General features: G+C 69.8%; 22 protein-coding genes and 2 pseudogenes. 16 read left to right on the top strand and 8 right to left on the bottom strand.

What is annotated here, in order from left to right; genetic code table 11:
• The 3 genes from P409_RS03660 to P409_RS03650 form a co-directional block, all read left to right on the top strand.
• Nucleotides 1-771 (top strand): gamma-glutamyltransferase (locus P409_RS03660; RefSeq protein WP_034831809.1); only part of this gene is annotated, 771 nt, incomplete at its 5' end.
• A complete protein-coding gene (locus P409_RS03655) occupies nt 764-1,744 on the top strand; it encodes an ABC transporter ATP-binding protein (protein WP_034831799.1) in 981 nt (326 codons plus the stop codon). The genes P409_RS03660 and P409_RS03655, both read left to right, overlap by 8 nt.
• Nucleotides 1,741-2,703 carry an ABC transporter ATP-binding protein gene (locus P409_RS03650; protein WP_034831796.1) on the top strand — a complete coding sequence of 321 codons (963 nt, stop codon included), beginning with the start codon at nt 1,741-1,743 and terminating at the stop codon, nt 2,701-2,703. Before P409_RS03655 ends, P409_RS03650 begins: the two co-directional genes overlap by 4 nt.
• Before the next feature lie 142 nt (nt 2,704-2,845).
• On the opposite strand, the gene P409_RS03645 is transcribed toward P409_RS03650, so the two are convergent.
• The 5 genes from P409_RS03645 to P409_RS03625 are packed head-to-tail and all read right to left on the bottom strand — an operon-like array spanning nt 2,846 to nt 7,691.
• The gene (locus tag P409_RS03645; RefSeq protein WP_052119991.1) at nt 2,846-4,309 is read right to left on the bottom strand and encodes an aldo/keto reductase; all 1,464 of its coding nucleotides are present in this window, start codon (nt 4,307-4,309) and stop codon (nt 2,846-2,848) included.
• Nucleotides 4,293-5,282, bottom strand: coding sequence for a branched-chain amino acid ABC transporter permease (locus P409_RS03640; RefSeq protein WP_034831792.1), 990 nt, complete (start codon nt 5,280-5,282; stop codon nt 4,293-4,295). Before P409_RS03640 ends, P409_RS03645 begins: the two co-directional genes overlap by 17 nt.
• Nucleotides 5,279-6,190: a branched-chain amino acid ABC transporter permease gene (locus tag P409_RS03635; protein WP_034831789.1), complete on the bottom strand. Its 912-nt coding sequence runs from the start codon at nt 6,188-6,190 to the stop codon at nt 5,279-5,281. Before P409_RS03635 ends, P409_RS03640 begins: the two co-directional genes overlap by 4 nt.
• Nucleotides 6,187-6,924: an ABC transporter ATP-binding protein gene (locus P409_RS03630; RefSeq protein ID WP_034831787.1), complete on the bottom strand. Its 738-nt coding sequence runs from the start codon at nt 6,922-6,924 to the stop codon at nt 6,187-6,189. Before P409_RS03630 ends, P409_RS03635 begins: the two co-directional genes overlap by 4 nt.
• Nucleotides 6,921-7,691 (bottom strand): ABC transporter ATP-binding protein, encoded by a 771-nt coding sequence (locus P409_RS03625; protein WP_034831785.1) that lies wholly within the window; start codon nt 7,689-7,691, stop codon nt 6,921-6,923. Before P409_RS03625 ends, P409_RS03630 begins: the two co-directional genes overlap by 4 nt.
• 176 nt (nt 7,692-7,867) lie before the next feature.
• Between P409_RS03625 and P409_RS03620 the strand changes: the two genes are divergently transcribed.
• From P409_RS03620 to P409_RS03605, 4 genes are read left to right on the top strand one after another with little or no spacing between them, the layout of a single operon-like run.
• Nucleotides 7,868-8,584 carry a GntR family transcriptional regulator gene (locus tag P409_RS03620; RefSeq protein ID WP_034831783.1) on the top strand — a complete coding sequence of 239 codons (717 nt, stop codon included), beginning with the start codon at nt 7,868-7,870 and terminating at the stop codon, nt 8,582-8,584.
• Complete coding sequence (locus P409_RS03615) at nt 8,577-8,933, top strand: TIGR04076 family protein (RefSeq protein WP_034831780.1); 357 nt, start codon at nt 8,577-8,579, stop codon at nt 8,931-8,933. Before P409_RS03620 ends, P409_RS03615 begins: the two co-directional genes overlap by 8 nt.
• 4 nt (nt 8,934-8,937) lie before the next feature.
• Entirely contained in the window at nt 8,938-9,987 is a 1,050-nt protein-coding gene (locus tag P409_RS03610; RefSeq protein WP_034831777.1) for an aldo/keto reductase, read from the top strand.
• 52 nt (nt 9,988-10,039) lie between these two features.
• Nucleotides 10,040-11,299: an ABC transporter substrate-binding protein gene (locus P409_RS03605; protein WP_034831774.1), complete on the top strand. Its 1,260-nt coding sequence runs from the start codon at nt 10,040-10,042 to the stop codon at nt 11,297-11,299.
• A gap of 177 nt (nt 11,300-11,476) precedes the next feature.
• Here the strand turns inward: P409_RS03605 and P409_RS03600 are convergent.
• Together P409_RS03600 and P409_RS03595 are read right to left on the bottom strand one after the other, a co-directional pair.
• Nucleotides 11,477-11,743 (bottom strand): annotated as a pseudogene (locus P409_RS03600) (enolase C-terminal domain-like protein); the annotation flags it as partial.
• Nucleotides 11,744-11,988: 245 nt separating this feature from the next.
• Nucleotides 11,989-13,308, bottom strand: a complete 1,320-nt coding sequence (locus tag P409_RS03595; RefSeq protein WP_081991213.1) for a mandelate racemase/muconate lactonizing enzyme family protein — start codon at nt 13,306-13,308, stop codon at nt 11,989-11,991.
• Between the two features lie 150 nt (nt 13,309-13,458).
• On the opposite strand from P409_RS03595, the gene P409_RS03590 reads away from it, so the two are divergent.
• The 9 genes from P409_RS03590 (at nt 13,459) to P409_RS03550 (ending at nt 24,498) form a co-directional block, all read left to right on the top strand.
• Nucleotides 13,459-14,487 (top strand): LacI family DNA-binding transcriptional regulator, encoded by a 1,029-nt coding sequence (locus P409_RS03590; RefSeq protein WP_034831766.1) that lies wholly within the window; start codon nt 13,459-13,461, stop codon nt 14,485-14,487.
• Between the two features lie 270 nt (nt 14,488-14,757).
• Nucleotides 14,758-15,954: a mandelate racemase/muconate lactonizing enzyme family protein gene (locus P409_RS03585; protein ID WP_034831763.1), complete on the top strand. Its 1,197-nt coding sequence runs from the start codon at nt 14,758-14,760 to the stop codon at nt 15,952-15,954.
• A gap of 142 nt (nt 15,955-16,096) precedes the next feature.
• Entirely contained in the window at nt 16,097-17,602 is a 1,506-nt protein-coding gene (locus P409_RS03580) for an ABC transporter substrate-binding protein (protein ID WP_081991211.1), read from the top strand.
• 79 nt (nt 17,603-17,681) lie between these two features.
• Nucleotides 17,682-18,629: a carbohydrate ABC transporter permease gene (locus P409_RS03575; RefSeq protein WP_052119989.1), complete on the top strand. Its 948-nt coding sequence runs from the start codon at nt 17,682-17,684 to the stop codon at nt 18,627-18,629.
• On the top strand, nt 18,626-19,516 hold the full coding sequence (locus P409_RS03570) for a carbohydrate ABC transporter permease (RefSeq protein ID WP_034831760.1): 891 nt from the start codon (nt 18,626-18,628) through the stop codon (nt 19,514-19,516). Before P409_RS03575 ends, P409_RS03570 begins: the two co-directional genes overlap by 4 nt.
• Nucleotides 19,517-19,532: 16 nt before the next feature.
• Nucleotides 19,533-20,630, top strand: a complete 1,098-nt coding sequence (locus P409_RS03565) for an ABC transporter ATP-binding protein (RefSeq protein WP_034831756.1) — start codon at nt 19,533-19,535, stop codon at nt 20,628-20,630.
• 47 nt (nt 20,631-20,677) lie between these two features.
• Nucleotides 20,678-21,850: a mandelate racemase/muconate lactonizing enzyme family protein gene (locus tag P409_RS03560; protein WP_034831754.1), complete on the top strand. Its 1,173-nt coding sequence runs from the start codon at nt 20,678-20,680 to the stop codon at nt 21,848-21,850.
• Between the two features lie 156 nt (nt 21,851-22,006).
• Complete coding sequence (locus P409_RS03555) at nt 22,007-22,744, top strand: ribonuclease activity regulator RraA (protein ID WP_034831751.1); 738 nt, start codon at nt 22,007-22,009, stop codon at nt 22,742-22,744.
• 173 nt (nt 22,745-22,917) lie between these two features.
• The gene (locus tag P409_RS03550; protein WP_034831748.1) at nt 22,918-24,498 is read left to right on the top strand and encodes a serine hydrolase domain-containing protein; all 1,581 of its coding nucleotides are present in this window, start codon (nt 22,918-22,920) and stop codon (nt 24,496-24,498) included.
• Between the two features lie 3 nt (nt 24,499-24,501).
• On the opposite strand, the pseudogene P409_RS03545 reads toward P409_RS03550, so the two are convergent.
• A pseudogene (locus P409_RS03545) lies at nt 24,502-25,136 on the bottom strand (hypothetical protein); the annotation flags it as partial.

Here is a 25,136-nt window from a genome sequence, read left to right as displayed (position 1 = left end):
GGCCGCGACGTCTGGGCGATGTCGGGGCTGAGCGGCGGGCCCAGCCTGCTGGCGGCGCTGGAGCTGCTGGCCCCGCGCACCGCCTGGGGCGAGCGGCCGGATGCACGGGCGGCGTTGGCCTATGCCCGCGCGGCGCGCGAGGCCTATCGCCGGCGCCTGACCGGCATGGGCCATGCCGGCCTGTCCCGCGATCCCGGCTGCACCAGCCATATCAGCGTGGTCGACGCGCGGGGCAACATGGTCTCGCTGACCAACACCCTGTTGTCCCGCTTCGGGTCGAAGGTGGTGCTGCCGCGCGCCGGAATTCTCATGAACAACGGCATGATGTGGTTCGATCCGCGGCCGGGCCAGCCCAACTCCATGGCCGGGGGCGCCCAGCCGCTGGCGAATATGTGCCCGCTGATCCTGGGCCGCGACGGCCGGCCGGATCTCGCGATCGGCGCCGCCGGCGGCCGGTCGATCTTCCCGGCGCTGCTGCAGCTGATCTCCTATGTCGTCGACTACGGCATGACGCTGGAGGAGGCGTTCCACACCCCGCGGGTCGATGCCAGCACGCCCACGATCAAGGTGAACGCGGCCGCGGCGCCGGACGTCGCCGCCACGGTGGCGCGCGACTTCCCGGTGCAGATCGTCGAGGACACGCTGTACCCGGTGAACTTCGCCATCGCCTCGGCCGCCGCGCGCGACCCGGCGACCGGCGGGACGGTCGGCATGGCGCATCCGACCAGCCCCTGGTCCGGCGTCGCGGTCGGAGGGCCGGCCGATGCCTGAGGCTCCCCTTCTTGCCATCGACGGCTTGAAGGTCGCCATCGGCGGCCGGTCCGTGGTCGACGGGGTGTCGCTGTCGATCCGCCGCGGCGAGGTGCTGGCCCTGGTCGGCGAGAGCGGCTGCGGCAAGAGCCTGACCGCCCTGTCGGTGCTGCGGCTGCTGCCCGCGGCTGCCCGCATCGCCGGCGGCGCCGTCGCCATGGACGGCACCGACCTGCTGGCACTGGATGAGGCCGCGCTGCGCGACCTGCGCGGCAACCGGGTGTCGGTGATCTTCCAGGAGCCGGTGGCGTCGCTGAACCCGCTGGTCCGGGTCGGCGACCAGGTGGCGGAGAGCCTGCGGCTGCATCGCGGCGCCTCGGCGGCCGAGGCCCGGCGCGAGGCCGTGGCCATGCTGGCCCGGGTCGGCATCGCCGATCCGGAGCGGCGGGCTGGGCAGTTCCCCTTCGAGCTGTCGGGCGGAATGTGCCAGCGGGTGATGATCGCCTCGGCCCTGATCTGCCGGCCGGAGATCCTGATCGCCGACGAGCCGACCACGGCGCTGGACGTCACCATCCAGGCGCAGATCCTGGACCTGCTGAAGACCCTGCGGGCCGAGGCCGGCAGCGCCATCCTGCTGATCACCCACGACATGGGCGTGGTCGCCGACATGGCCGACCGGGTGGCGGTGATGTATGGCGGTACGGTGGTCGAGAGCGGGCCGGTCGACGCCATCTTCGACGCCCCGGCCCACCCCTACACCAAGCTGCTGCTGGCGACCGTGCCGCGGCTCGACGGGCCGCGGCGGGAGGAGCTGAAGACCATCGCCGGGGCGGTGCCGGACGCGGCGCACTGGCCGCAGGGCTGCCGCTTCCGCACCCGCTGCCCGCTGGCCGATGAGCGCTGCGCCGAGACGCCGCGGCTGGAGCCGGCGAAGGGCAGTGCCGGCCATCTGGCCGCGTGCTGGCACGGCGACCGCGTGGGAGCGCTGGCATGACCCTGCTCTCGGTCCGCGACCTCGCGGTGCATTTCCCGGTCCGCGGCGGGGCCGCCAAGGGCGCCGTGGTCAGGGCGGTCGACGGCGTGTCGCTGGAGCTGGAGGCCGGCCGTACCCTGGCTCTGGTCGGCGAGAGCGGCTGCGGCAAGTCGACCACCGGCTACGCCATCCTGGGGCTGGAGCGGGCGACGCGCGGCACCGTCGCCTTCGAGGGCCGCGACGTCACCCATGCCGCCCCGGCCGAGCGCCGCGCCTTGGCCGGGGCCATGCAGATCGTGTTCCAGGACCCCAGCGCCGCCCTGAACCCGAAGATGCGGATCGGGGCCAGCATCGCCGAGCCCCTGGCCATCCGCGGCACGCCCGGCGCCGAGCAGCGGCGACGGGTGGCGGAGTTGCTGGACCTGGTCGGGCTGCCGGCCGGCTACGCCCAGCGCACGCCCAACGAGCTGTCGGGCGGGCAGCGCCAGCGGGTGGTGATCGCCCGCGCTTTGGCGCTGTCGCCGAAGCTGCTGGTCTGCGACGAGCCGGTCTCGGCGCTCGACGTCTCGATCCGGTCGCAGATCCTGAACCTGCTGGTGCGGCTGCAGGACCAGTTGGGCCTAGCCTATCTCTTTATCAGCCACGACCTGTCGGTGGTGCGCCACATCGCTGACCGGGTGGCGGTGATGTATCTCGGCACCATCGTCGAGCAGGGCGACACCGACGCTGTCTTCGCGGCGCCGCGCCATCCCTATACCGAAGCCCTGTTGTCGGCGATCCCCCTGCCCGACCCGCGGGCGCAGCGGCAGCGCCGCAAGATCATCCTGTCCGGCGACCTGCCCAGCCCGCTGGCGGCGCCCGCGGGCTGCCCCTTCGTCAGCCGCTGCCCGATCCGGGTCGAGGATTGCGCCGCCGTCCGCCCGGTGCTGCGGCCGGCCGAGGGCGGCACCGAGGCCGCCTGCCTGGTGCGGGCGGGATGATGGATAGGCAAATGCCCGGCCCGGGGCGTGGTGGGGGATGGCCCCGGGCCGGGCTGGACGCTCGGGGAAGTGTGAGCGCCGACCATGTGACGATTCCGGACGGCGATCTCTTCCATCATTTCGTCGAGGCGAAGCGACCCGGTCAGTCGACCACCGCCTCGACCTCGATCTCGACCTCGTAGTCGCCGACCAGGGCGCCGGCCTGGACCAGGGTGTTGGCCGGCTTGACCGCGCCGAACACCCGGCCATGGGCGCGCGACACAGGCTCCCACATCGCCGCGTCGCGGAGGTAGATGCGGGTGCGCACAACATCCTCGATCGACCCGCCGAGCGCCGAGATCGAGGCGGCGATCTTGTCGAGGATATAGGTGGCCTGCGCTCCCGGGTCGCCCGGCGCGACGCAGCGGTCGCCGCCATGAGTGGCGGTGGTGCCGGAGACGCGGATCGTGTCCTTCACCCGGACGGCGCGGCTGTAGCCCGCGATCGGCTCCCACACGCTGCCGGAGGAGACGCGCAGCCGGTCCGGCCGGCCGGGCACCGGCTCCGCCGCGAAGATCGGCGGCAGGGCGTCGAGATGGTGGCTGAGGTCGCCCGAGGCGGTCAGGTAGGGCGGCCGGCGGTACTCGTCGCCGCAATCGCCCGGGATCGGCGTCGCCGCGGCGAAGGCGTCCTCGAGATGCCCTCGGTCCTCGGCGTCGAGGGCGAAGGCAAAGGCGGCGAGATTGTCGGCGCGGTGCTCGCTTTCGCCCAGCCGGGCGCCGATGATGGCGGCGGCCACCGCCTCATGCTCCAGCACCCAGCGGCTGGCGACGTTGGAGACGGAGACGCCGTGTTTCCGCGCGACGTCGGCGGCGGCCTGCAGGATGCCCTGGAACACCGCCCAGCCGCCGGCCGCGTCGATGAAGCGCTTGTATTTCGACCGGCTCCAGTCCGGCATCGCCTCCGGCTCTGGCCGGCCCAGCCATCTGTCCGAGAGGAAGCCGCCGCACAGCGTGCCATAGGCCAACAGCCTCACGCCCTTGACCCGGCACAGCTCCGAGAGGGCTCCGGCGGCGCGGCGGTCGACCAGGGAGAAGGAGACCTGGTTGGTCAGCACCGGCACGCCGTCGGCCAGCGCCACCGCGAGATGCGCGGCATCGAAATTGGTGACGCCGATCGCGCCGATCAGACCCTCGTCCCGCAGCCGCGCCATCTCGTGCAGCGCGTCGAGCCAGGCCGGATGCTCGAAGCTCCACCAGTGGAACTGCAGCAGGTCGACCCGGTCGACGCCCAGCCGGTCCAGCCGCTCCTGCACGCCGCGGCGGACCACGGCGGCGGTCATCCGCCCTGGCTCCGGGCACCATTTGGTGAAGGCCAGCGGCCGCCGCGGCGCCGAACGGTGCCGGGCCAGCAGCCGCCCGGCGATCAGCTCGGCGCTGCCGTAATGGTCGGCCATGTCGAAGGTGTCGAAGCCGGCCTGGGCGTAGGCGTCGAGGGCGTCGGCGCCGCGCTCGGGGTCCAGCGTCTTGCCGCCCTTCTCCAGGTCCGCCACCTGCCATAGCCCGCAGACCAAGCGGCTGATCGAGAGGCCGGGACCGAGATCGGCGCGCTCAGGGATTGCCGGCACGGGAATTCTCCTTGTTGGTCCGGCGCGACAGCCGGCCGAGAGGGCGCAGACGGTCCTCACCCAGAAGGCCGCGCGGGCGCAGCAGCAGCACGGCGCAAAGGGCGACGCCGATCATGACGATCTGCAGGGCGGCGGCGCGCGCCTGCTGGTCGGGCGGGAACAGAGCCGAGATGGCGCCGCCCGACGCCGCCCACAGACCCCAGACGAAGACCGCGCCGAGGATGGCGCCGAGATTGCTGCCCGAGCCGCCGACGATCAGCATCGCCCAGACCTGGAAGGTCAGCCGCGGCAGGTAGTTGTCGGGCGCGATGAAGCCGATGAAATGGGCCTGCACCGCGCCGGCCAGCCCCATGATGCCGCCGCCGATGGCGAAGGCCTGCAGCCGGAACGACACCGCGTTCTTGCCCAGCGCCCGCGCCGCCGTCTCGTCCTCGCGGATCGCCCGCAGGACCCGGCCCCAGGGGCTGCGCACCAGCCGCTGCAGCGCCAGGTACAGCGCCAGCACGACCAGGGCGACCACGGCGAGATTGGCCAGGCCGAACAGCAGCGGGTCGTCGGCCAGGCCGGCGAAGGGCCGTGGGATGAAGCCGATGCCGAAGGGCCCGCCGGTCACCTTGACCATGTTGAGGGCGCAGAGCTGCACGGCCACGGCGACGCCGAAGGTGGCGATGGCCAGGTAGTCGGCGCGCAGCCGGATGGTCAGCGCCCCGATCAGGAAGGACACCAGCGCCGTGGCCAGCGCCCCGCCCAGCCAGCCGACCACGATCGGCAGGCCGAAGCCGCCGAAGCGGTCCGCCGCCTCCGGCGTGGTCAGCAGGGCCGAGACATAGGCGCCGATCGCGACGAAGCCGGCGACGCCGACATTGAACAGCCCGGTCTGGCCCCATTGCACGTTCAGGCCCAGGCACATGATGGCGTAGGTCAGCGCCATGGTCAGGAAGAAGCAGCCATAGGCGACCAGCTCGACGCTCATCCAGCCCTCCCGAACAGGCCCTGGGGGCGGAGCAGCAGCACCAGCACCAGCACGACGAAGGACACGGCGGCCCGCCATTCGCCGCCGACCAGCGGCACGGCCACGGCCTCGGCCAGGCCGACGACGAGGCCGGCCAGCATCGCCCCCGGCACGCTGCCGATGCCGCCGAGGATCGCCGCGGCAAACAGCGGCAGCAGCAGGTCCAGCCCCATCTGCGGCCGGATCTGGACCAGCAGGCCGGCGAAGATGCCGGCCACCGCGGCCAGACCGGCCCCCAGCAGCCAGACGATGCGGATGACGCGGCGCACATCGATGCCGACGACGCCGGCCAGTTGCGGGTTCTCGCTGACCGCGCGCATCGCCCGCCCGGTCGCCGTCCGGGTCAGCAGCAGATGCACCGCCAGGACGAGGACCAAGGCGACGCCGAGGGTCAGCAACTGGTCGGGCGTGGCCCGCATCCCGCCGCCGAGCTTCACGGCGATCTGCAGCGCCTTGGTGTAGTAGGCCGGCTTGGAGGTGAAGATGAACTCCAGCAGGCTGCGCAAGGTCAGCGCGGCGCCGAAGCTGGCCATCACCAGGATGATGACGGTGCTGCGCCGGTCGCGCAGGCGGCCGAACAGCAGCCGGTCGACCAGCAGCGCCAGCCCGCCGGTGAAGGCCACGGCCACCAGCGCACCGAGCGGCAGCGCCCAGCCGAAGGAGAACGGGGCGATCGGGGTCAGGAGCCCGCCGGAGACGCTGCCCAGCACCCCGGCGGCGGCCAGCGCGGCATAGGCGCCCCAGGACAGCAGCTCGCCATGGGCGAAATTGGCGAAGCGCAGGATCGAATAGGTCAGCGTCACGCCGATGGCGCCGAGGCCGATCATCGCCCCGGTGATCAGCCCGTCCATGATCACCTGCGGGGTCATGGCACAGCCTCGTGTCGCCGGGCGCCGAGATAGAGCTCGGCGACGATCGGGTCGTCCGCCAGCCCCGCCGCCGGCCCCTCATGCCGCACCCGGCCTTCGACCAGGATCACGGCGCGGTCGGCGATGGCCAGGGCCGCCTTCACATTCTGCTCCACCAGCACGATGGTGACGCCGGCCCGGTTGATCGCCTGCAGCCGAGCGAACACCTCGGCCACGATCTTCGGCGACAGGCCGGCCGAGGGCTCGTCCAGAATCAGCACCGAGGGCTCGACCACCAGCGCGCGCGCCACCGCCAGCATCTGGCGCTGCCCGCCCGACAGCTGGCCGGCCCGCAGCGACGGCCGCGCCGCCAAGTCGGGGAACATGTCGTAGAGCGCGGCGATGCGCCCGGCCCGCCGGTCCTTCGGCAGGATGTCGGCCGCGGCGCGCAGATTGTCGTGGATCGACAGCGTGGCGAAGATGTTCTCGGTCTGCGGCACGAAGGCCAGGCCGTGGCGGATCTTCTCATGCGCCGGCACGGCGGTGATGTCCGCGGCGCCCAGCGCCATCGACCCGGAATGCACCGGCACCAGCCCGGCGATCGCCTTGACGAAGGTCGACTTGCCGGCGCCGTTCGGGCCCAGCAGCACCACCAGCTCGCCCTGCGCCACCGCGAGGTCGACGCCGCGCACGATCGGCAGATCGGGCTCGTAGCCGGCGACGAGGCCGCGGGTGGAGAGCGCGGTCTCCGTCACGCCGCCGCCCCGCCGAGATAGGCGTCGATCACCGCCGGGTGGCGCGCCACCTCGGCCGGCGCGCCTTCGGTCAGGAAGCGGCCCGAGGCCATGACCACGACCCGGCCGCACAGCCGGGCCACCATCTCCATATTGTGCTCGATCAGCAGGATCGACTTGCCCTGGCGGTTCAGCTCGAGGATCCGGTCGATGATCAGCTCCAGCAGCGTCGGGTTCACCCCGGCCGCCGGCTCGTCCAGCAGGATCGCCTGCGGGTCGGCCATCAGCACCCGCGCCAGCTCCAGCAGCTTGCGCTGGCCGCCGGACAGCACGCGCGCCGGCTCATGCGCCAGACGCGACAGGGTGACGAAGTCCAGCAGCGCCCGCGCCTTCGCCGTCGCCGCCCGCTCCTCCGCCGCCACCCGGCGGGGTGCCAGGAAGTTCGGCCACAGCCGCTCCCCCGACTGGCGCTGGCCGCCGGCCAGGACGTTCTCCAGCACCGTCATCTCGGCGAAGGGGCGCGGGATCTGGAAGGTGCGGGCCACGCCATGGGCGATGCGCTGCTCCGCCCCCCGGCGCGACAGCTCGCGCCCGGCCACCCGGATCGACCCGGCGCTGGGCGCCAGGCTGCCGGCCAGCAGGTTGAACAAGGTGGTCTTGCCGGCGCCATTGGGCCCGATCAGCCCCAGCATCTCGCCGCTGCGCAGCGCGATCGACATGCCATCCACCGCGCGCAGCCCGCCGAACTGCTTGACCAGGTCGCGCCCCTCGATCACCGGCGCAGGCACGGCGGCGGGATCCTTCGGGGCATGTGCGGCTGGCTGCATCCGCCTCGGGCCAATTTTGATCGGTGATGTTTGATCAAAGTTTACAGCCGACGGGATGGCAAGTAGAAAATTCGGGAGCATCAGCCTGGAGGGCCTATGCCCGATCGGGACCAGAACGCAGTGTCGGACACCGCCGCATGACCCGCCGCGGCGCCCTGTCGCCGGTCGGGCGCGAGACCCTGCACGACCGGGTCTATGCCGAGCTGCGCCGGTCGCTGATCCACGGCATGTTCGACGCCGGCGAGGTGCTGCGCATCGTCGAGCTGGCGGAGACGCTGCGCACCAGCACCATGCCGGTGCGCGAGGCGCTGGGCCGGCTGGTGTCGGAGCAGGCGCTGGAGGCGCTGCCCAACCGGTCGGTCCGGGTGCCGCTGATCGCCCGCGAGCGGCTGGACGACCTGGCCCGCGCCCGCTGCCTGATCGAGGGCCAGATGACGGCGCTGGCGCTTCCCAACCTCTCGAAGGACGACTTCGCCCGCCTGCGCGCGCTGACCGTGGCCTGCGAGGAGGCGTTCCGCAGCGACGATCCGGACAAGGCGCACCGGACGTCGGAGCTGAACCACGACTTCCACTTCGCCGTGTACCGCGCCGCCGGATCGGCCGTGCTGATCCCGATCGTCGAGAGCCTGTGGCTGCAATCCGGCCCCTATGTCCGCGCCGCGGCGCAGATCCATGACGAGCAGCGCGACATCCCGGCCACGCACTATCACTGGGAGCTGATCGAGGCGCTGGAGCGCGGCGACCGGGACGGGTCGATCCAGGCCCTGACGAGCGACATCACCCGATCCTTCCGCCTGATCCGCGGGCGCCTCGACGCCGAGGATGCCGAGCAGAGGACCGAAGCCCATGGCTGACACGGACGACGACAGCTTCGAGCTCTATGACCTGCGGGTCGAGGTGGTGGCGCCCGAGGGCGGGCCGATCTATTGCGGCGCCCGGGTCGGCGACCATTTCGAGCTGCGCGGCGAGATGTTGCACCTGCCGCCGGGCCAGGGCTTCTCGATCTACTCGCTGGCGGCGCTGCTGCCGCTGCTGCCGGCCAAGCAGCGCCCGACCCATGCCAACGACTGGATGACGACGGATGCCGAGGTCGCCTGCCCCGACCCGAACTGCTCGTCCCGCTTCCGCATCACCCGGACCGGCAAGCGCCGGTTCAGCCACGCGGCCACCACCGCCGTGCCGCTCAAAGACGATCGAGGCTGAGACCATGCAGAGGATCCGCCTGGCCCCGGACTACGAAATCTCCCGCGTCATCCGCGGCGGCTGGCAGATGTCGAGCGGCCACAGCGACGCGCGCAGCGGCGACCCGGTGGCCGACATGGTCGCCTTCGCCGATGCCGGCATCACCACCTTCGACTGCGCCGACATCTACACCGGCGTGGAGGAGATGATCGGCCACTTCCGCCGGCACTATCGCAACCTGCGTGGGGCGGAGGCGCTGGGGCGGATCAAGGTGCACACCAAATACGTGCCGGACCTCGACATCCTGCCGCGCCTCCAGAAGGCCGATGTCGAGCACGTGATCGACCAGTCGTTGCGCCGCCTTGGGCTGGAACGGCTGGACCTGGTGCAGTTCCACTGGTGGGACTATGCCGCGCCACGCTGGCGCGAGGCCGCGCTGTGGCTGGAGGAGCTGCGGCAGGCCGGCAAGATCCACAAGGTCAGCGGCACCAATTTCGACACCGACCACATGCTCGAGATCGTCCAGGCCGGGGTGCCGCTGACCTCGATGCAGGTGCAGTACTCGCTGCTCGACCGCCGGCCGGAGCGGCGGATGGCGCAGGTGGCGGCCGAGCATAATGTCGCCTTCCTGTGCTACGGCACCGTCGCCGGCGGCTTCCTGGGCGACCGCTGGCTGGGCGCCCCGGAGCCGGCGGAGCCGTTGGAGAACCGGTCCTTGGTCAAGTACAAGCTGATCATCGACGACCTCGGCGGCTGGGACCTGTTCCAGGCCCTGCTGCGGGCGCTGCGCCAGGTCGCCGACCGGCACGGCAGCGACATCGCCACCGTGGCCAGCGCCGCGATGCTGGACCGGCCGGGCGTGGCCGCGGTGATCGTCGGCGCCCGCAACCGCGTTCACCTGGCCGCCAACCTCGCCATCGCGGACATCGCCTTGACCGAGGCCGACCACGCCCTGATCGCCGGGGCGATGGCGGGGGCGCGGGATCTGGAGGGCGATGTCTACACGCTGGAGCGCGACCGCCATGGGCGCCATGGCGCGATCATGAAATACAACCTGAACAAGGGCGCCGCCTGACCTTAAGCAATGGCCGGCACGCCGCCGGCCCAACCAAACAGGGAGTACCGCGATGAAGAGAATCCTCCTGACCACCGCCCTGGTGGCGGCCGCCGCCTTGCCGGCGCTGCCCGCCGCCGCCTGCGACATCACCGTCGGGCTGGTGATGGAGCTGACCGGCCCGGCCGGCGCCTATGGCCAGGCCGGTGCCAAGGCGGTCGAGATGGCGTTCCGCGACGTCAACGAGGCCGGCGGCGCGGCCGGCTGCAAGCTGGTGACCGACACCCGCGACAGCCAGAGCCAGGGCACCGTCGCGGTCGACCAGGCGACGCAGCTGGTCAACATCAAGAAGGTGCCGGTGGTGATCGGCGGCATCATCTCCTCGGTCACCATCCCGATCCTGACCTCGGTGACCGCCCCGGCCGGGGTGGTACAGGTGTCGCCCGCCGCCTCATCCCCGACGCTGACCCAGCTCGGCAAGCAGGGCAAGACCAACGGCGTGTTCTTCCGCACCATTACCTCCGACGCGCTGCAGGGCACGGCGGCGGCGAAATACGCGATCGACCAGGGGCTGAAGAAGATCGCCATCATCCATGTGAACAACGATTTCGGCGTGAACATCGTCCGCGAATTCTCGGCCGCCTATGCCAAGCTGGGCGGCACCATCACCTCGACCACGCCGTACAACGAGCAGCAGGCGAGTTATTCGGCCGAGGCCAGCGCCGCGATGGCGGGCGAGCCGGAGGCGCTGTACCTGGTCAGCACCCCGGTGGACGGCGCCACCATCGCCCGTGCCTGGATCTCCGGCGGCGGCGCGCAGAAGCTGCTGCTGAACGACGGCATGAACTCCAGCGACTTCATCGACAGCGTCGGCGCGCAGTATCTGAACGACGCCTACGGCACCTCCTCCGGCACCACCAAGACCGACTCGACCGACTATTTCTACGGCGCCTATGAGACGTTCTCCGGCGGCATCAAGCCGGACGCGCCGGCGGCCGACCGCTCCTACGACGCCGGCGCCATCGTCGCCTTGGCCATCGCCAAGGCCGGCAAGGCCGACGCCGCGGCGATCAAGGCGGCGATCCCGCAGGTGGTGGCCGAGGGCGGCACGCCGATCCATGCCGGCAAGGCCGAGTTCGCCAAGGCGCTGCAGCTGATCAAGGACGGCAAGCCGATCAAGTATGAGGGCGTGATCGGCCCGGTGTCCTTCGACCCGTATGGCGACATCACCGGCCCGTTCCGGCTGTGGCGGATCCAGGACGGCAAGGTCACCACGGTCGGCGAGATGAGCGCCGCCGAGGTCGACCAGACCCGGGCCGCGCTGGCGAAGTAGGCGGCGGGGGCGCGGGCCCATACCCCTCGTCCCCCTTTCTGTCATTGCCGGCTTGACCCGGCAATCCAGGGGCCACCAAGAGCGTTCTTGAAAGCCCCTGGATCCTCGGGTCAAGCCCGAGGATGACAGAAAAAGGGCAAATGCTCCTTCACCCGATCGCCCCTAACCCTCACCAATCTACGATCGTGCCGTCGTCAGCACCGCGTTCTGCGTGTGCAGCACCTCCGGCGCGAAGGGGTGGCGGGCGCATTCGGCCTCGTCGACCTCGACGCCCAGCCCCGGCGCGTCGGGGACCTGCCAGAAGCCGTCGACCATGCGGATCGGGCCGCGGACGACATCGAAATACCAGGGCACAGCCCCCACCATCTCCTCTTGGACGAAGACCCAGTTGCGCATCTCGGCATTGACGATGCGCGTCTCGATGCCCGTGATCTTCATGGCGTGTCCTGAGCAGCCGGCCTTTGCGCCAGCCTACAGCCATCGTCGGACGAATGGGAACCGGCCCGCAGGCCCCGGCAAGGCGGATGAAGAGACCGCCCCACATCTTGCCCATCATTGACTGTCATCCCCCGGCTTGACCCGGGGATCCAGGGGTTTTCAGAGCGGCTCTCGGTGGCCCCCTGGATTGCCGGGCAAGCCCGGCAATGACAGTAAGGGTGAGCAGACGTCCTTGATTTCCCCGTTGGCACTCAGCCTCTCGACCGGCGCTCGAAGCCGATGCGGATCCGGTTCCACTCCTCGGTCGGCTGGAACAGGGTGCCGGGATGGCGCAGCTGCGCCTCGACGGCCTCCTCGTTCAGCTCGATGCCGAGGCCGGGCTTGTCCGGCACGGTGACGTAGCCGCCCTCGAGATAATCGGGGTCGATCCCGGTCACCAGCTCGCCCCAGTTCGGCAGGTCCAGCCCGTGGTGCTCCACCGCCACCAGGCCGGAGATCGCGGCGCCGCAATGGACGTTGGCCATCAGCCCGATCGGGGTGCAGCAGGCGTGCAGCGCGGTCGCCAGGCCGAAGCGCTCGCCGTAATCGGCGATGCGCTTGGTCTCCAGCATGCCGCCCGAGGTCAGCAGGTCGGGGTGCAGGATGTCGAAGGCGCGAGTCTCGATCGGTTCGCGGAACCCGTCCCAGAGATACAGCTCCTCGCCCGCCGCCACCGGGGTCAGCAGCGCGTCGGCCACCTTCTTGTGGCCGGCGAAATCATGCCAGGGCAGCGGGTCCTCGACCCAGGCCAGGTCGAAGGGCTCCAGCGCGCGGCCCAGGCGGATCGCCTCGTCCGCGGTGACGAAGCCCTCGCCGAAATGGTCGATGCACAGCGAGATCTCGGGCCCCACCGCCTCGCGCACCGCCCGGACCACGTCGACTGCGGCGGCGATGCCCTTCTGGCTGAGCTTGATGCCCCGCCCGGCGCCCGGCGCGCGCCAGGCCTTGGCCAGGTCGTATTCATGCTTGGTGGCCTCGCCGACCAGGGCGCCGTCGACCGCGTTGAAGAAGCGCGGCGGCAAGTCGAACTTGATGAAGGTCAGGCCCAGCGCCTTGCGCCGCAGCACCGCCTCCACATACCCCTCCGGCGTCGGCTGGGCCGGGGCCGGCGTGTCGCCGTAGATCCGCACCCGGTCGCGGTGCTTGCCGCCAAAGAACTGGTGGCAGGGCACGCCATAGGCCTTGCCGACCAGGTCCCACAGCGCGATCTCGATGCCGGAGACGCCGCCCCCTTCCCGCCCCCAATTGCCGTAGCGGCGCAGGGCCGAGAAGATCATGTCGACATTGCAGGGATTCTGCCCCAGCAGCATGGACTTGAACTGCAGGGCATATTCGGCGTGACCGCCGTCGCGCACCTCGCCGAGGCCGGAGATGCCCTGGTTGGTGTCGATGCGGATGATCGGGTGATAGCCGCTGCCGACCACCACCGCGACCCGCAGATCGGTGATCTTCAGCTCGCTCGGCCGGGAATGGCTCGAGACCGCATTCTCGACCCTGCCCATGGCAGCGTCGCCCAGGCGTCCAGTGGTCATGGTCTCCACCCCTGTGGTTTGCTGCTCGTTAGGTAATTTGCTATCATTACCAAACAAGTTGCGCAAGACAGGCTGGGCGCATGTGACGATGTTGACGGCGAAACCGGCGCTGCGGCAGAAGGTGCGGCCCAAACAGGAGCGCAACCCGGCATGAGTTCAGGCCGCGTCACCATCCAGGACATCGCCGACCGGCTCGGGATCTCGAAATTCTCGGTGTCCCGCGCCCTGTCGGGAAAATCCGGCGTCGGCGAGGCCACGCGCGGCCGGGTGCTGCGCGCCGCGCACGCGCTGGGATATCGCCGCAACCACGAGCTGCCGGCGACGCACCGCCAGATCCTGTTCATCCGGCAGGAGATCGATCCCGTCTCCAGCGAGCTGTGGCTGAACATGCTGCACGGTGCCGAGCGCGAGGGCGAGCGGCTGGGCTTTGCGATCGTGCCGCGCCAGGCTCGGCACCTGGCCGAAAGCGGGCCGCTGGACGAATCCGTGGCCGGGCTGATCCTGGCGGTGCCGCGGCCGCAGGAGATCTCCGCCCTCGCCGCCCGCACCGGGCTGCCGGTGGCCTGTGCCACCTATGTCGGCGCGATGGAGCGGATCGACCAGGTCACCGGCGCCGACTGGGAGGCCGGGGTTGGTGTGGCCCGGCTGCTGCTCGGCCTCGGCCACAGGGTCGTCGCCTTCGTCCATGGCAGCACCCTGCCGGCCGGCCGGGCCGAGCGCTTCCGCGGCTTTCGCGACGGCATGCTGGAGGCGCCGGGCACCACGGTCGAGGACATCGTGTTCGAGGAGGCCGAGGGCTTCCGCAATGCCTTCCTGGCCTATCTGCGTTGCGGCGGCGCGCCGACGGCGCTGTTCTGCGCCCATGACGGCATCGCCGTGAACGTGATCTCCGACCTGCTGCGCCTGGGCATCCGGGTGCCGGAGGACATCTCGGTGGTTGGGTTCAACGACTTCGCCGCCGCGTCGCAGGTGTCGCCGCGGCTGACCACGGTGCGGACGCCGCAGGTCGAGATCGGCGCCGCCATGGTGCGCTGCATCGCCGACCGTCTGGGCGATTCGGAAGCCGCCGCCCGGCCGCCGGTCAGGCTGGCTCTGGTGGCCGAGATCGTCACCCGCGCCTCGACCGGCCCGGCCGCCCCCACCGCCTGGCTGGCGCCGGTGCTGAAGCGGGCGGAATAGCGACCCTTCCCGTCCCTCTCCGCCATTGCGAGGAGGCGAAGCCGACGAAGCAATCCAGGGGCCGATGCGAGCGCCCCTGGATTGCTTCGCTGCGCTCGCAATGACGACTTTGAATATTCTCAGGAGAGCCGTCACCTAACAAGTTGCAATGCCGCTTGCCTGTGTTAGGCTCGGCCATCGACTGCCTAGATCGGACATAAAAACGGGCAGCGGAGGAAACAACCGGGTGGGCGGCGACGCCCGTCCCCGACCAAGCGGGGCGCCCAGACCATGAAGATCACCGATCTGAAATGCGCCGTGATCGGCAAGAATCCGATCGTGCGCATCGTCACTGACCAGGGCCTCAGCGGCTATGGCGAGGTCGAATCCTACAAGCCGTATCTGAAGCCGCACATCCTGCATTTCCGCGACGCGCTGATCGGCGCCGACCCGACCCTGGTCGAGCAGACGATGATGCGGATCCGCCAGCGCGGCGCCTTCAAACCCTGGGGGGCCGCGGTCAGCGCCATCGAGATGGCGCTATGGGATGTCGCCGGCAAGGCGGCCGGCCTGCCGGTGCACAAGCTGCTGGGCGGCAAGGTGCGCGATCATGTGCGGGTCTACAACGGCTCGCTGCGGGTGCCGCTGGGCGGCTACGACCCCGAGCACTACGCGGCGGACGCCAAGCGGCAGATGGCCCTGCCCGAGGGCTTCACCATGATCAAGCAACCGATCGGCTTCCACAGCCCGATGAAGCGCGAGGTGCCGGACTTCTTCTACGGCAATCCGGGGCAGAGCGTGTTCCACGGCGCCATGGATTCCGGGCTGATGACCGAGCGCGGCATGAAGCACATCGTCGCCTGCGTCGCGGCGATGAAGGAGGTGCTGGGCGACAAGGTAGCGCTGGCGCTGGACTGTGGGCCGGGCTGGACCGTGCCGGACGCGATCCGCTTCGCCCGCGCGGTCGAGGAGTACAACCTGCTCTGGCTCGAGGACCTGATCACCGGCGACTATGTGCCCTATGTCAACGCCGACGTGTATCGCGAGGTCACCCGCGCCACCTCGACCCCGATCCACACCGGCGAGCAGATCTATCTGCGCCAGAACTTCAAGGCGCTGATCGAGGGCCATGCGGTCAACGTGGTCGGCCCCGACCCCTGCGATGTCGGCGGCATCGCCGAGCTGAAATGGATCGCCGAATACGCCAACCTGCACGGCATCCTGATGGCGCCGCACGGCACCGGCAACGGCCTGCTGGGCCTGGCCGCGCTGGTCCAGGTCTCGGCCACGCTGCCGAACAACTTCATCGCCTTCGAGTATCCGAGCGGCAACCCGGCCTGGTGGTACGACATCGTTGACGGCCTGCCGAACCCGATCGTCCGCGACGGGATGATCGAGGTCTGGGACCGGCCCGGCATGGGCGTCGACATCAACCCCGAGCGTGCCCGCCCGTACCTGACGGACGAGGACAGGGCGTTCTTCGACTGAGTGGCGGGCCGAGGAATATTCTCGGCTAACAACATAACAAAAACCGCAACTTGTTGCGCAGCATCCTTGACGCGTTTTGTACCCGCCGCCTAGGCTGACCGGAACTCGCAGACGACAGGCGAGGCCATTGGGAGGACCGCTCATGACCAAGCCTCATGCAGGTGACCTCTTTTCCCATGAAGTCGATCGCCGCCGCTTCCTCGGCTACGCCGCCGGGGCCGGCGCGCTGGGCGCGGGGCTGGGCCCGCTGCGCGCCCTGGCGCAGGACACCGGCATCGACACCGCGAACTGGACGCCCGACTACATCAGCAGCATCGCCGGCACGATGGAGGTCGACACCGCGGCCGAATGCGCCAAGGTGGTGCCGCTCGACTACAAGGGCCGGCTGACCTACTGGTATGTCGGGCCGAACGAGGCGTCGCCCCGGGTCGACCACGAGATCGACGCCCAGTTCTGGGACACCTTCGCCAAGACCTACCCCAACATCACGGTCGAGAAGCAGAATCTCGACTACAACCAGATGCTGAACAAGCTGCGCGCCGCGGCGCTCGGCAACGCCGCGCCGATGGCGGCGAAGCTGCCGATCCTGTGGGGCGTGGAGTTCGCGGCCAAGGGCCAGCTGAGCGAGCTGTCGCCCGAGCTGGTCGGCCACCGCACCGCGGATTTCTGGCCTGGGGCGATGAAGTCGGTGACCTGGAAGGGCAAGACCTACGGGGTGCCGACCAACAACGAGACCATGGCGCTGATCTGGAACGCCGGGATCTTCAAGGAGGCCGGCCTCGACCCCGAGAGCCCGCCGGCGACCTGGGACGACCTGGTCGCCTATTCCAAGCAGATCAAGGACAAGACCGGCAAGAACGGCTATGGCCTGGTGGCGCGCAGCAACGCCGGCAACACGCCGTTCCGCTTCATGCCGCAGCTCTGGGCCTATGGCGGCGGCGCGCTGGACGAGGCCGAGGCCAGCCCGACCTACAAGACCGTGTACATCAACAATGACGGGTCCAAGGCCGCGCTGCAGGCGTCCTACGACATGTATGTCCGGGACAAGTCGGTGCCGACCTCGGCCCTGACCAACACCCAGACCGAGAACCAGGATCCCTTCATCGCCGGCCAGCTGGCGATGATGATCAGCCATCCGATCGAATACGCCACCATGCTGGACCGCGCCAAGAAGGCGACCGGCGCCGACAAGCAGGTGGCCGACGCGGTGGTGGCCAACATGCGCTACGGGCTGATCCCGAAGGGGCCGGCGCGGCGCGCCGTGGTGTTCGGCGGCTCCAACGACCACATCTTCCACCCTGACGTGGTCGATGGCGGGCTGGACATGGACGCCGCCCGCGCCCTGATCGCCTTCGCCACCGGGCCGGAATGGTCGACCAAGGTGGCCTGGGTCGGCTCCAACCCCGGCAACACCCGCGGCTTCCGCACCAGGTGGATGAAGCAGCGGCTGGACGAGATCAAGTTCCTGAACGTCACCACCTCGATGCTGCCGAGCGGGATCCCGTTCCCGGTGATCCCGGAATCGGCGGAGATCATGAACATCATCGTCCCCGACATGATGCAAAACGCGCTGACCGGGAAGATGACCGTGGCCGACGCGGCCGACGACGCCGCCAAGAAGATCGAAGACCTGCTGTCGGGCCTGTAGCCCGCCTGTCCCGCACCCGGCCGGGGCCTGAGGCACCGGCCGGCCCCTTTCCCCCGCCAAGGAGAAATCGGGCGTGACCATGGCTGCCGCGCAGGAGGATGCGCCCGGGACGCGGGCGGCGCCTCGCCCACGCCCAGGACTGATGCAGCGCATCATCCGCCACCGGGCCGACTACCTCTACATCCTGCCGGCCTTCGCGGTGATGCTGCTGGTGATCGGCTACCCGATCTACGACACAATCTACCTGTCCTTCTTCAACACCCCGCCCAGCCTGGCGATGGCCGACAAGACCTATGTCGGCCTCGACAACTACAGCCGCATCCTGGGCAGCGCCAGCTTCCGCGAGGTCACGGTCAACACCCTGATCTGGACGGTGTTCTCGACCTTCTTCGCCTTCGTGCTGGGCCTGGGCGCGGCGCTGTCGCTGAACACCTACTTCGCCGGTCGCGGCCTGCTGCGCGGGCTGTTCCTGATCCCCTACGTCATCAGCGCGGTCGCCGCCTCCTATGTCTGGCGCTGGCTGTACCACAGCGATTTCGGCGTGTTCGGCGCGCTGTCGGTGGCCTTCGGCTTCACCGACACGCCGATCAACTTCCTGGACAACGTCCACACCTCGCTGCCGTCGCTGATCGTGGTCAATGTCTGGAAGGAGTTCCCCTTCGCCATGATCATGCTGCTGGCCGGGCTGCAGACCGTGCCGGACGAGCTGCACCGCGCCGCCAAGGTCGACGGCGCCGGCACCTGGCAGCGCTTCTGGCACATCACCATGCCGCATCTGAAGGGGGTGACGCTGGTGACGGTGCTGCTGCTGCTGGTCACCAACCTGAACGGCTTCACCATCCCCTGGATCATGACCGGCGGCGGCCCGGCCGGGTCGTCCGACATCTGGATCACCCAGATCTACCAGCTGGCCTTCGGCCGCATCCGCTTCGGCATCGCCTCGGCCTATTCGGTGATCCTGTTCGTGGTGATGATGGGCCTCGGCTACTTCTACGTCCGGGCGCTGACCCAGGGCGAACGGCCATGAGCGCCGTGACGCTGGAACGCCGCCCCGCCCAAAAGCGCCGCCGCGGCAAGGCCGGCGGCTGGGGCGTGGCCCGCATCGTCTACCTGGTGCTGCTCGGCGTCTTCACCGTGCTGCCGATGGCCTGGATGCTGCTGACCTCGGTGAAGACGCAGTTCGCGGCGCTGCAGTATCCGCCGGAATGGATCCCGTCGAACCCGACGCTGGAGCAGTACACCCGTCTGCTGTCCCCCGCCAACGAGGTCGGGCAGGAGTTCCTGCACTACCTGCTGAACAGCATCATGGTGTCCACCGCGACCACGATCCTCGGCGTCGCCATCGCGGTGCCGGCGGCCTATGCCTTCTCGCGCTTCCGCTTCCCCGGCCGCAAGCTGCTGTTCTACGCGGTGCTGGTGCGGAACATGTTCCCGGCCGTGGTCTTCCTGATGCCGCTGTTCATCATGATGAAGGCGATGGGGCTGGTGAACACGGCGTGGTCGCTGATCCTGACCTACCTGACCTTCGGCCTGCCGCTGTCGATCTGGCTGCTGAAGGGCTTCTACGACAACATCCCACCGCAGCTGGAGCAGGCGGCGCGGATCGACGGCGCCACGCGGTTCCAGGCCTTCCTGCTCGTGGTCATGCCGCTGTCCACGCCCGGCATCATCGCCACCGCGATCTATTCCTTCGTCCTGGCGTGGAACGAATACGTCTATGCCCTGACCTTCATCAACGACAAGAGCAAGCTGACCTTGCCGGTCGGGCTGGAACGCTTCTTCACCGAATACGCGACCAACTGGCCGGGGCTGATGGCGGCGTCGTTCATCATGAGCGTGCCGGTCGTCGTGCTGTTCCTGGTCCTGCAGAAATACTTCGTCCGCGCCCTGACCGAGGGCGCGGTCAAGTCCTGAACGAGAAGGGGAGCCCATGGCCCAGGTGGTCCTGCGGGACGTGGTGAAGCGGTATGGCGACCTGACGGTCGTCGACCATGTCTCGCTGACGGTCGAGGATGGCGAGTTCGTGGCCCTGGTCGGCCCGTCCGGCTGCGGCAAGACGACGACGCTGAACCTGGTGGCCGGGCTGATCGAGCTGAGCGACGGCGACATCCAGATCGGCGACCGGCTGGTCAACGAGCTGGACCCGAAGGACCGGGACATCGCCATGGTGTTCCAGAATTACGCCCTGTACCCGAACAAGACGATCTACAAGAACCTGGCCTTCCCGCTGAAGATGCGGAAGCTGCCGGCGGCGGAGATCGAGACCAAGATCCGGGCCGCCGCCAGGCTGCTGGACATCGAGCACCTGCTGGAGCGGCGGCCGCGCGAGCTGTCGGGCGGGCAGCAGCAACGCGTGGCGCTGGGCCGGGCCCTGGTGCGCGACCCGCGCGTGTTCCTGATGGACGAGCCGCTGTCGAACCTGGACGCCAAGCTGCGCACCCAGATGCGGTCGGAGCTGAAGCGCTTCCACCAGGACCTGAAGGCGACGGTGATCTACGTCACCCACGACCAGATGGAAGCCGTCACCATGGCCGACAAGATGGCGGTGATGAGCGGCGGCGTGCTGCAGCAGTACGACACTCCGGAGCGCGTGTTCGAGAACCCGGTCAATACCTTCGTCGCCGGCTTCGTCGGCAGCCCGGCGATGAACCTCATCCGCGCCCGGGTGGCCGGGAACGGCACCGGCGTCGCGATCGAGAGCCCGGACGGCTGGCGCTATGCGCTGTCCGACGCCAATGCCCGCAAGGCTGAAGGCGCCACCGACGGCGAGATCGTGCTGGGCGCCCGCCACAGCACCATCCGGCTGCACCGCGAGGAGACGCCGGGCGCCGTCGCCGGCCGGGTCTACACGGTCGAGCCGACCGGCGACATCACCTACGCCCATGTGCATCTGGGGTCGGCGACGCTGGTGGTCAGCGTCACGCCGGACGTCAAGCTGGGGATCGACCAGCCGGTCTGGCTCGAATTCGACCAGCAGAAGCTGCACCTGTTCGACGGCAAGTCCGGGCAGGCCCTGCCGGCCGCCTGACGCCATTACCGGCCCCGGAAAGCGGGCCGGATCTCGGAGGGAAGCACGTGAAGATCACCAATCTGCGCACCGCCGTCATCGCGGGGAACTTTCCCTGGGTGCTGGTGAAGGTGGAGACCGATGCCGGCATCACCGGCCTGGGCGAGGCCTATTGGGGCGCCGGGGTCGCCGAGCTGGTGCACAAGGCCAAGCCGGTCATCATCGGCGAGGACCCGGTCAACATCGGCAAGATCGTCGAGATCCTGATCCGTTGCCTGTCGGGCGAGGGGTCGCAGGCCGGCGCCACGGTGACCGCGATCAGCGGCATCGAGATCGCGCTGTGGGACCTGATGGGCAAGGCGCTGCAGACCCCGATCTCGACCTTCTTCGGCGGCCGTTTCCGCGACAAGATCCGGATCTATGCCGACTGCCATGCCGGCGACACGCCGGAGCCGTCCTCCTACGCCGCCAAGGCGCGCGAGGTGGTGGCGGACGGTTTCAGCGCCATCAAGTTCGACCTCGACACCCGCAACCCCTTCACCATCGACATCTCCGAAGACCCGAACCCGCGCCGGCAGTGGTTCGAGCCGTTCAACCGCACCATCGGGTCGCGCGAGATGGCCTGGATGGTCGACGTCGTCCGCGCGGTGCGCGAGGCGGTGGGGCCCGAGATCATGGTGGCGATGGACGCGCACTGGAAGTTCGGGGTGAACGACGCGATCAAGCTGGCCCAGGCGCTGGAGCCGTTCGACCTGCTGTGGCTGGAGGACCCGGTGCCGCCCGAGAACATCGAGGCGCAGCGCCACGTCACCCATTCGACCCGGACGCCGATCTGCACCGGCGAGAACCTGTACCGCAAGCACGGCTATCGCGAGCTGATCGAGAAGCAGGCGGCGCGGATCATCGCCCCGGACATCCCGAAGATGGGCGGCTTGGCCGAGGCCAAGAAGGTCGCCGACCATGCCGACCTCTATTACATCCCGATCGCGCCGCACAACGTGGCCAGCCCGATCGGCACGGTGGCCGGCGCCCATGTCTGCGCCGCCATGAACAACTTCCTGGTGATGGAATTCCACGCCCATGACGTCGAGTGGTGGAGCGACATGGTCGATGGCGGCCCGCCGATCGTCGACGGCTTCATCCTCCTGAACGACCGGCCGGGCCACGGGCTGACGCTGAACGAGGACGTGGCGCGGGCGCATCTGCAGAAGGGATCCAGCTATTTCGGCGACGAGCCTTAGCCGTTGCCCTCACCATCCCCTTCCCTGTCATGCCCGGGCTTGACCCGGGCATCCAGAGACTGTCGACACCCTCTGGATTGCCGGGTCAAGCCCGGCAATGACACCGGATGGGACGGGACGCAAAGCGTTGATCTTTGAAGAGAAAGCGAACCCCAAATGATCGAGACCAGCGACATCAAGCGGCCGCCGGCGGAATGGTGCGCGGCGCTGCAGGCGATCGGCGCCGCCACGGCCAGCAGCACCCTGGCGCATATGGGCATCCGCAACACCCATATCTGCGGCCCGGTGGCCTGGACCAAGGGCAAGGCGATCTGCGGCCCGGCGCTGACCCTGCAGTTCATGCCGAAGCGCGAGGACCTGTACGGCGAGGACGAATACGCCGAGCCGGAGAAGCAGCTGCACCGGCACGTGCTGTATCACGCCCAGAAGGGCGACATCGTCGTCGTCGACGCCCGTGGCGACATGAAGAGCGGCGTGTTCGGCGACATGATGCTGACCTATTTCAAGGGCCGCGGCGGGCTGGGCGTGGTGATCGACGGCTGCATCCGCGACTATCCCAACACCGGGCGGTTGGACCTGGGCTTCTGGCTGCGCGGCGTGACGCCGAATTTCCACACCCAGACCGACCTGATGCCCTTCGGCGTCAACATCCCGATCGCCTGCGGCGGCGTGCTGGTGATGCCGGGCGACATCATCGTCGCCGACGATGACGGCGCCGTGGTGGTGCCGGTGGCGCTGGCGCCGGAGGTGATCGAGAAGGCGACGCACCACCATGAGTGGGAGGAGTTCTCGCGCGAACGCCTGTCCCAGGGCGGCGACCTGCGGCGCTACTATCCGCTGAGCGACGCGGCGCGGCCGGAATACGAGGAGTGGCTGAGGAGCAAGGGCCGGTAGCGCCAGCCGGGACCGCCGCCCGGCCGGAGCGGTGCGGGCGGCGCCCGTCCGGAGCTGCCTGCACCGATTGACAGAAATCTAACCTCGTTGATGATACATCAGGAAACTGCCAATCTGCTGTCAACGACATCGGCAGAGGGGGAGGTTCCATGGCACCCGAGGACAGGGGCGGTTTGCCCGCGGATCTCTCGGCCCGGATCGACGCGCTGTTCGCGCCCTGGGCCAAGGCGGACTCCCCGGGCGCCGTGGTCGCGGTGCGGCGCCACGGGCGGGAGATCCATCGCGGCTGCTACGGCCTGGCCCAGTTGCCGCACCGCATCCCGCTGACCGGCCGCAGCGTCATGCGGATCGCGTCCCAGACCAAGCAGTTCACCGTGCTTCTGGCCCTGATGCTGGAGACCGAGGGGAAGCTGTCGCTGCAGGACGACGTCCGGCGCCACCTGCCCTGGCTGCCGGACTTCCCGCGCACGGTCACGCTGCAGCACCTGGCCGCCAATGTCTCGGGCCTGCGCGACTATGTCGAGATCATGGAGCTGGGCGGCCACTCGACGCTGTCGCCGGCACCGCGCGCGATGCTGCGCCGGGTGATCCGCGAGCATGCCGGTGTGAACTTCCCGGCCGGCGACGACCTGATCTACTGCAATGCCGGCTTCCTGCTGCTGTACGAGGTGATCGAGCAGGTCTCCGGCCGCAGCTTCAACGAGCTGCTGCGGGAGCGGATTACCGGCCCGCTGGGCATGGACCAGACCCTGCTGCTGAAGCAGGACGACGAGATCGTGCCTTATCTCGCCGACCACCACACCTGCGGGCCGGACGGCGGCTGGCGCCGAGCCTGGGCCGGCGAGGAGGCGAATGGCGACGGCGGCATCGTCTCCTCGGCCGACGACATGATGATTTGGCTGGCCAATCTGAACGACCCGAAGGTCGGCGCCGCGGAGCTGGCGCGGATGGCCCGGCCGGGCGCGACGGTGAACGGCCGGCCCAGCCCCTACGGGCTCGGGCTGGTGACCACGACCTATCGCGGCCACCGCAGCATCGGACATGGCGGGGCGATGGCGGGCGCCCGGTCGGAAGGCGTGCGCTTCCCCGATCTCGGCCTCGACATCGTCATCCTGGCGAACACCGACGATATCGCGCCCTTCTCGATGGCCCGGCGGATCGTCGACGCGGTGCTGGGCCACCCGCCGGGCCCACCGCACTCGGCGGCAGCCGGCGCGCGCCTGGTAGCGGCAGCCGGCCTGTATCATGACGCGGCGACCGACGACATCTTCGCCATCGCCCCGAAGGACGGCGTGCCGGTGATGGGCGGCAATGGCGGCAAGACCCAGATCGAGGAGGTCGAGCCCGGCGTGTTCCAGCCGGAGCGCGGCATCATCCCGCTGCGCCTGAGCCTGCGGCCGGGCGGCGACATCGACGCCGACTGGTTCGGCCGCCATCGCCTGTATCGTCGCCTGCGCGATGCGGCCCCGGCCGTGCCCGGCGATGCCGCCGGCCGCTATGGTGACCCCGCCGTGGTGCTGGAGGCCGAGATCGCGGTCGAGGGAGAGACGGTCCGGCTGCGCCTCCGCTCCTCCTTCGCCGTGCTCGACGCGGTGCTGCGGCCGGTGGCGCCCGGTCTGCTGCTGGCCCGGCCGGAGGCGGAGGGGCCGGAGCCTGAGGTCCCGTCCTGGCTCTGTGCCGTGCGGGTGCTGCCGGATGCGATCGTGATCAACAACGACCGCACCCGGGGCCTGCGGCTGCCGCGCCTGCGCTGACCGTCAGGCGGCCGGCACGTCGTCGCGGACCAGGTCCTCGATCGTGTCCGGCCGCCGGATCCAGGCGACGCCGCCGTCGCGGCGCAGCATCACCGCCCCGGCCCGGCGCCGGCCGCAATAGGGGAACATCTGCTCCAGCGCATAGGCGCCGACATCCAGCAGGGCGACGATGTCGCCCGGCGCGGTGGCGGCCGCCAGGCTGCGATGCCGGGGCAGCCGCACCACCGCCGCTTCCAGCCCCGCATCGTCCGGGCGGGTCCGGCGCAGCGCGTCGTAGAGATGCTCGCCCTCGACATCGAAGAAGCAGTCGGCGGAATCGCAAAGCGGCCCGACCACGCGGAACGGCGCCTCCGCCTCCCCCACCCGGCTGGCGGTGACCATGTGGAAATACCAGCGCACCGCCGCGGCATCGATCAGCGTGTGGTAGCCGGCATCCAGGAACAGCCAGGGCTGGGCGCCCGGCGCTTCGATGTTCTCGACCGTGGTCAGCAGCACCGCGGCGTCGCCGACGATGGCGCGGCCGGGCTCGAACAGCAGCTCGGTCTCCGGCCCCAGCTCGCGTGCGGCCTCGGCCGCCACCCGGCCGACCATCGCCGCGGCATCCTCCGCCGCGTCGAAGGCGCCGAGGCCGTCGGCCT

It is taken from the genome of Inquilinus limosus MP06 (assembly GCF_000767795.1).
Taxonomy (GTDB): Bacteria; Pseudomonadota; Alphaproteobacteria; order DSM-16000; family Inquilinaceae; genus Inquilinus; species Inquilinus limosus_E.
This window is presented reverse-complemented; position numbering and strand designations above follow the sequence as displayed.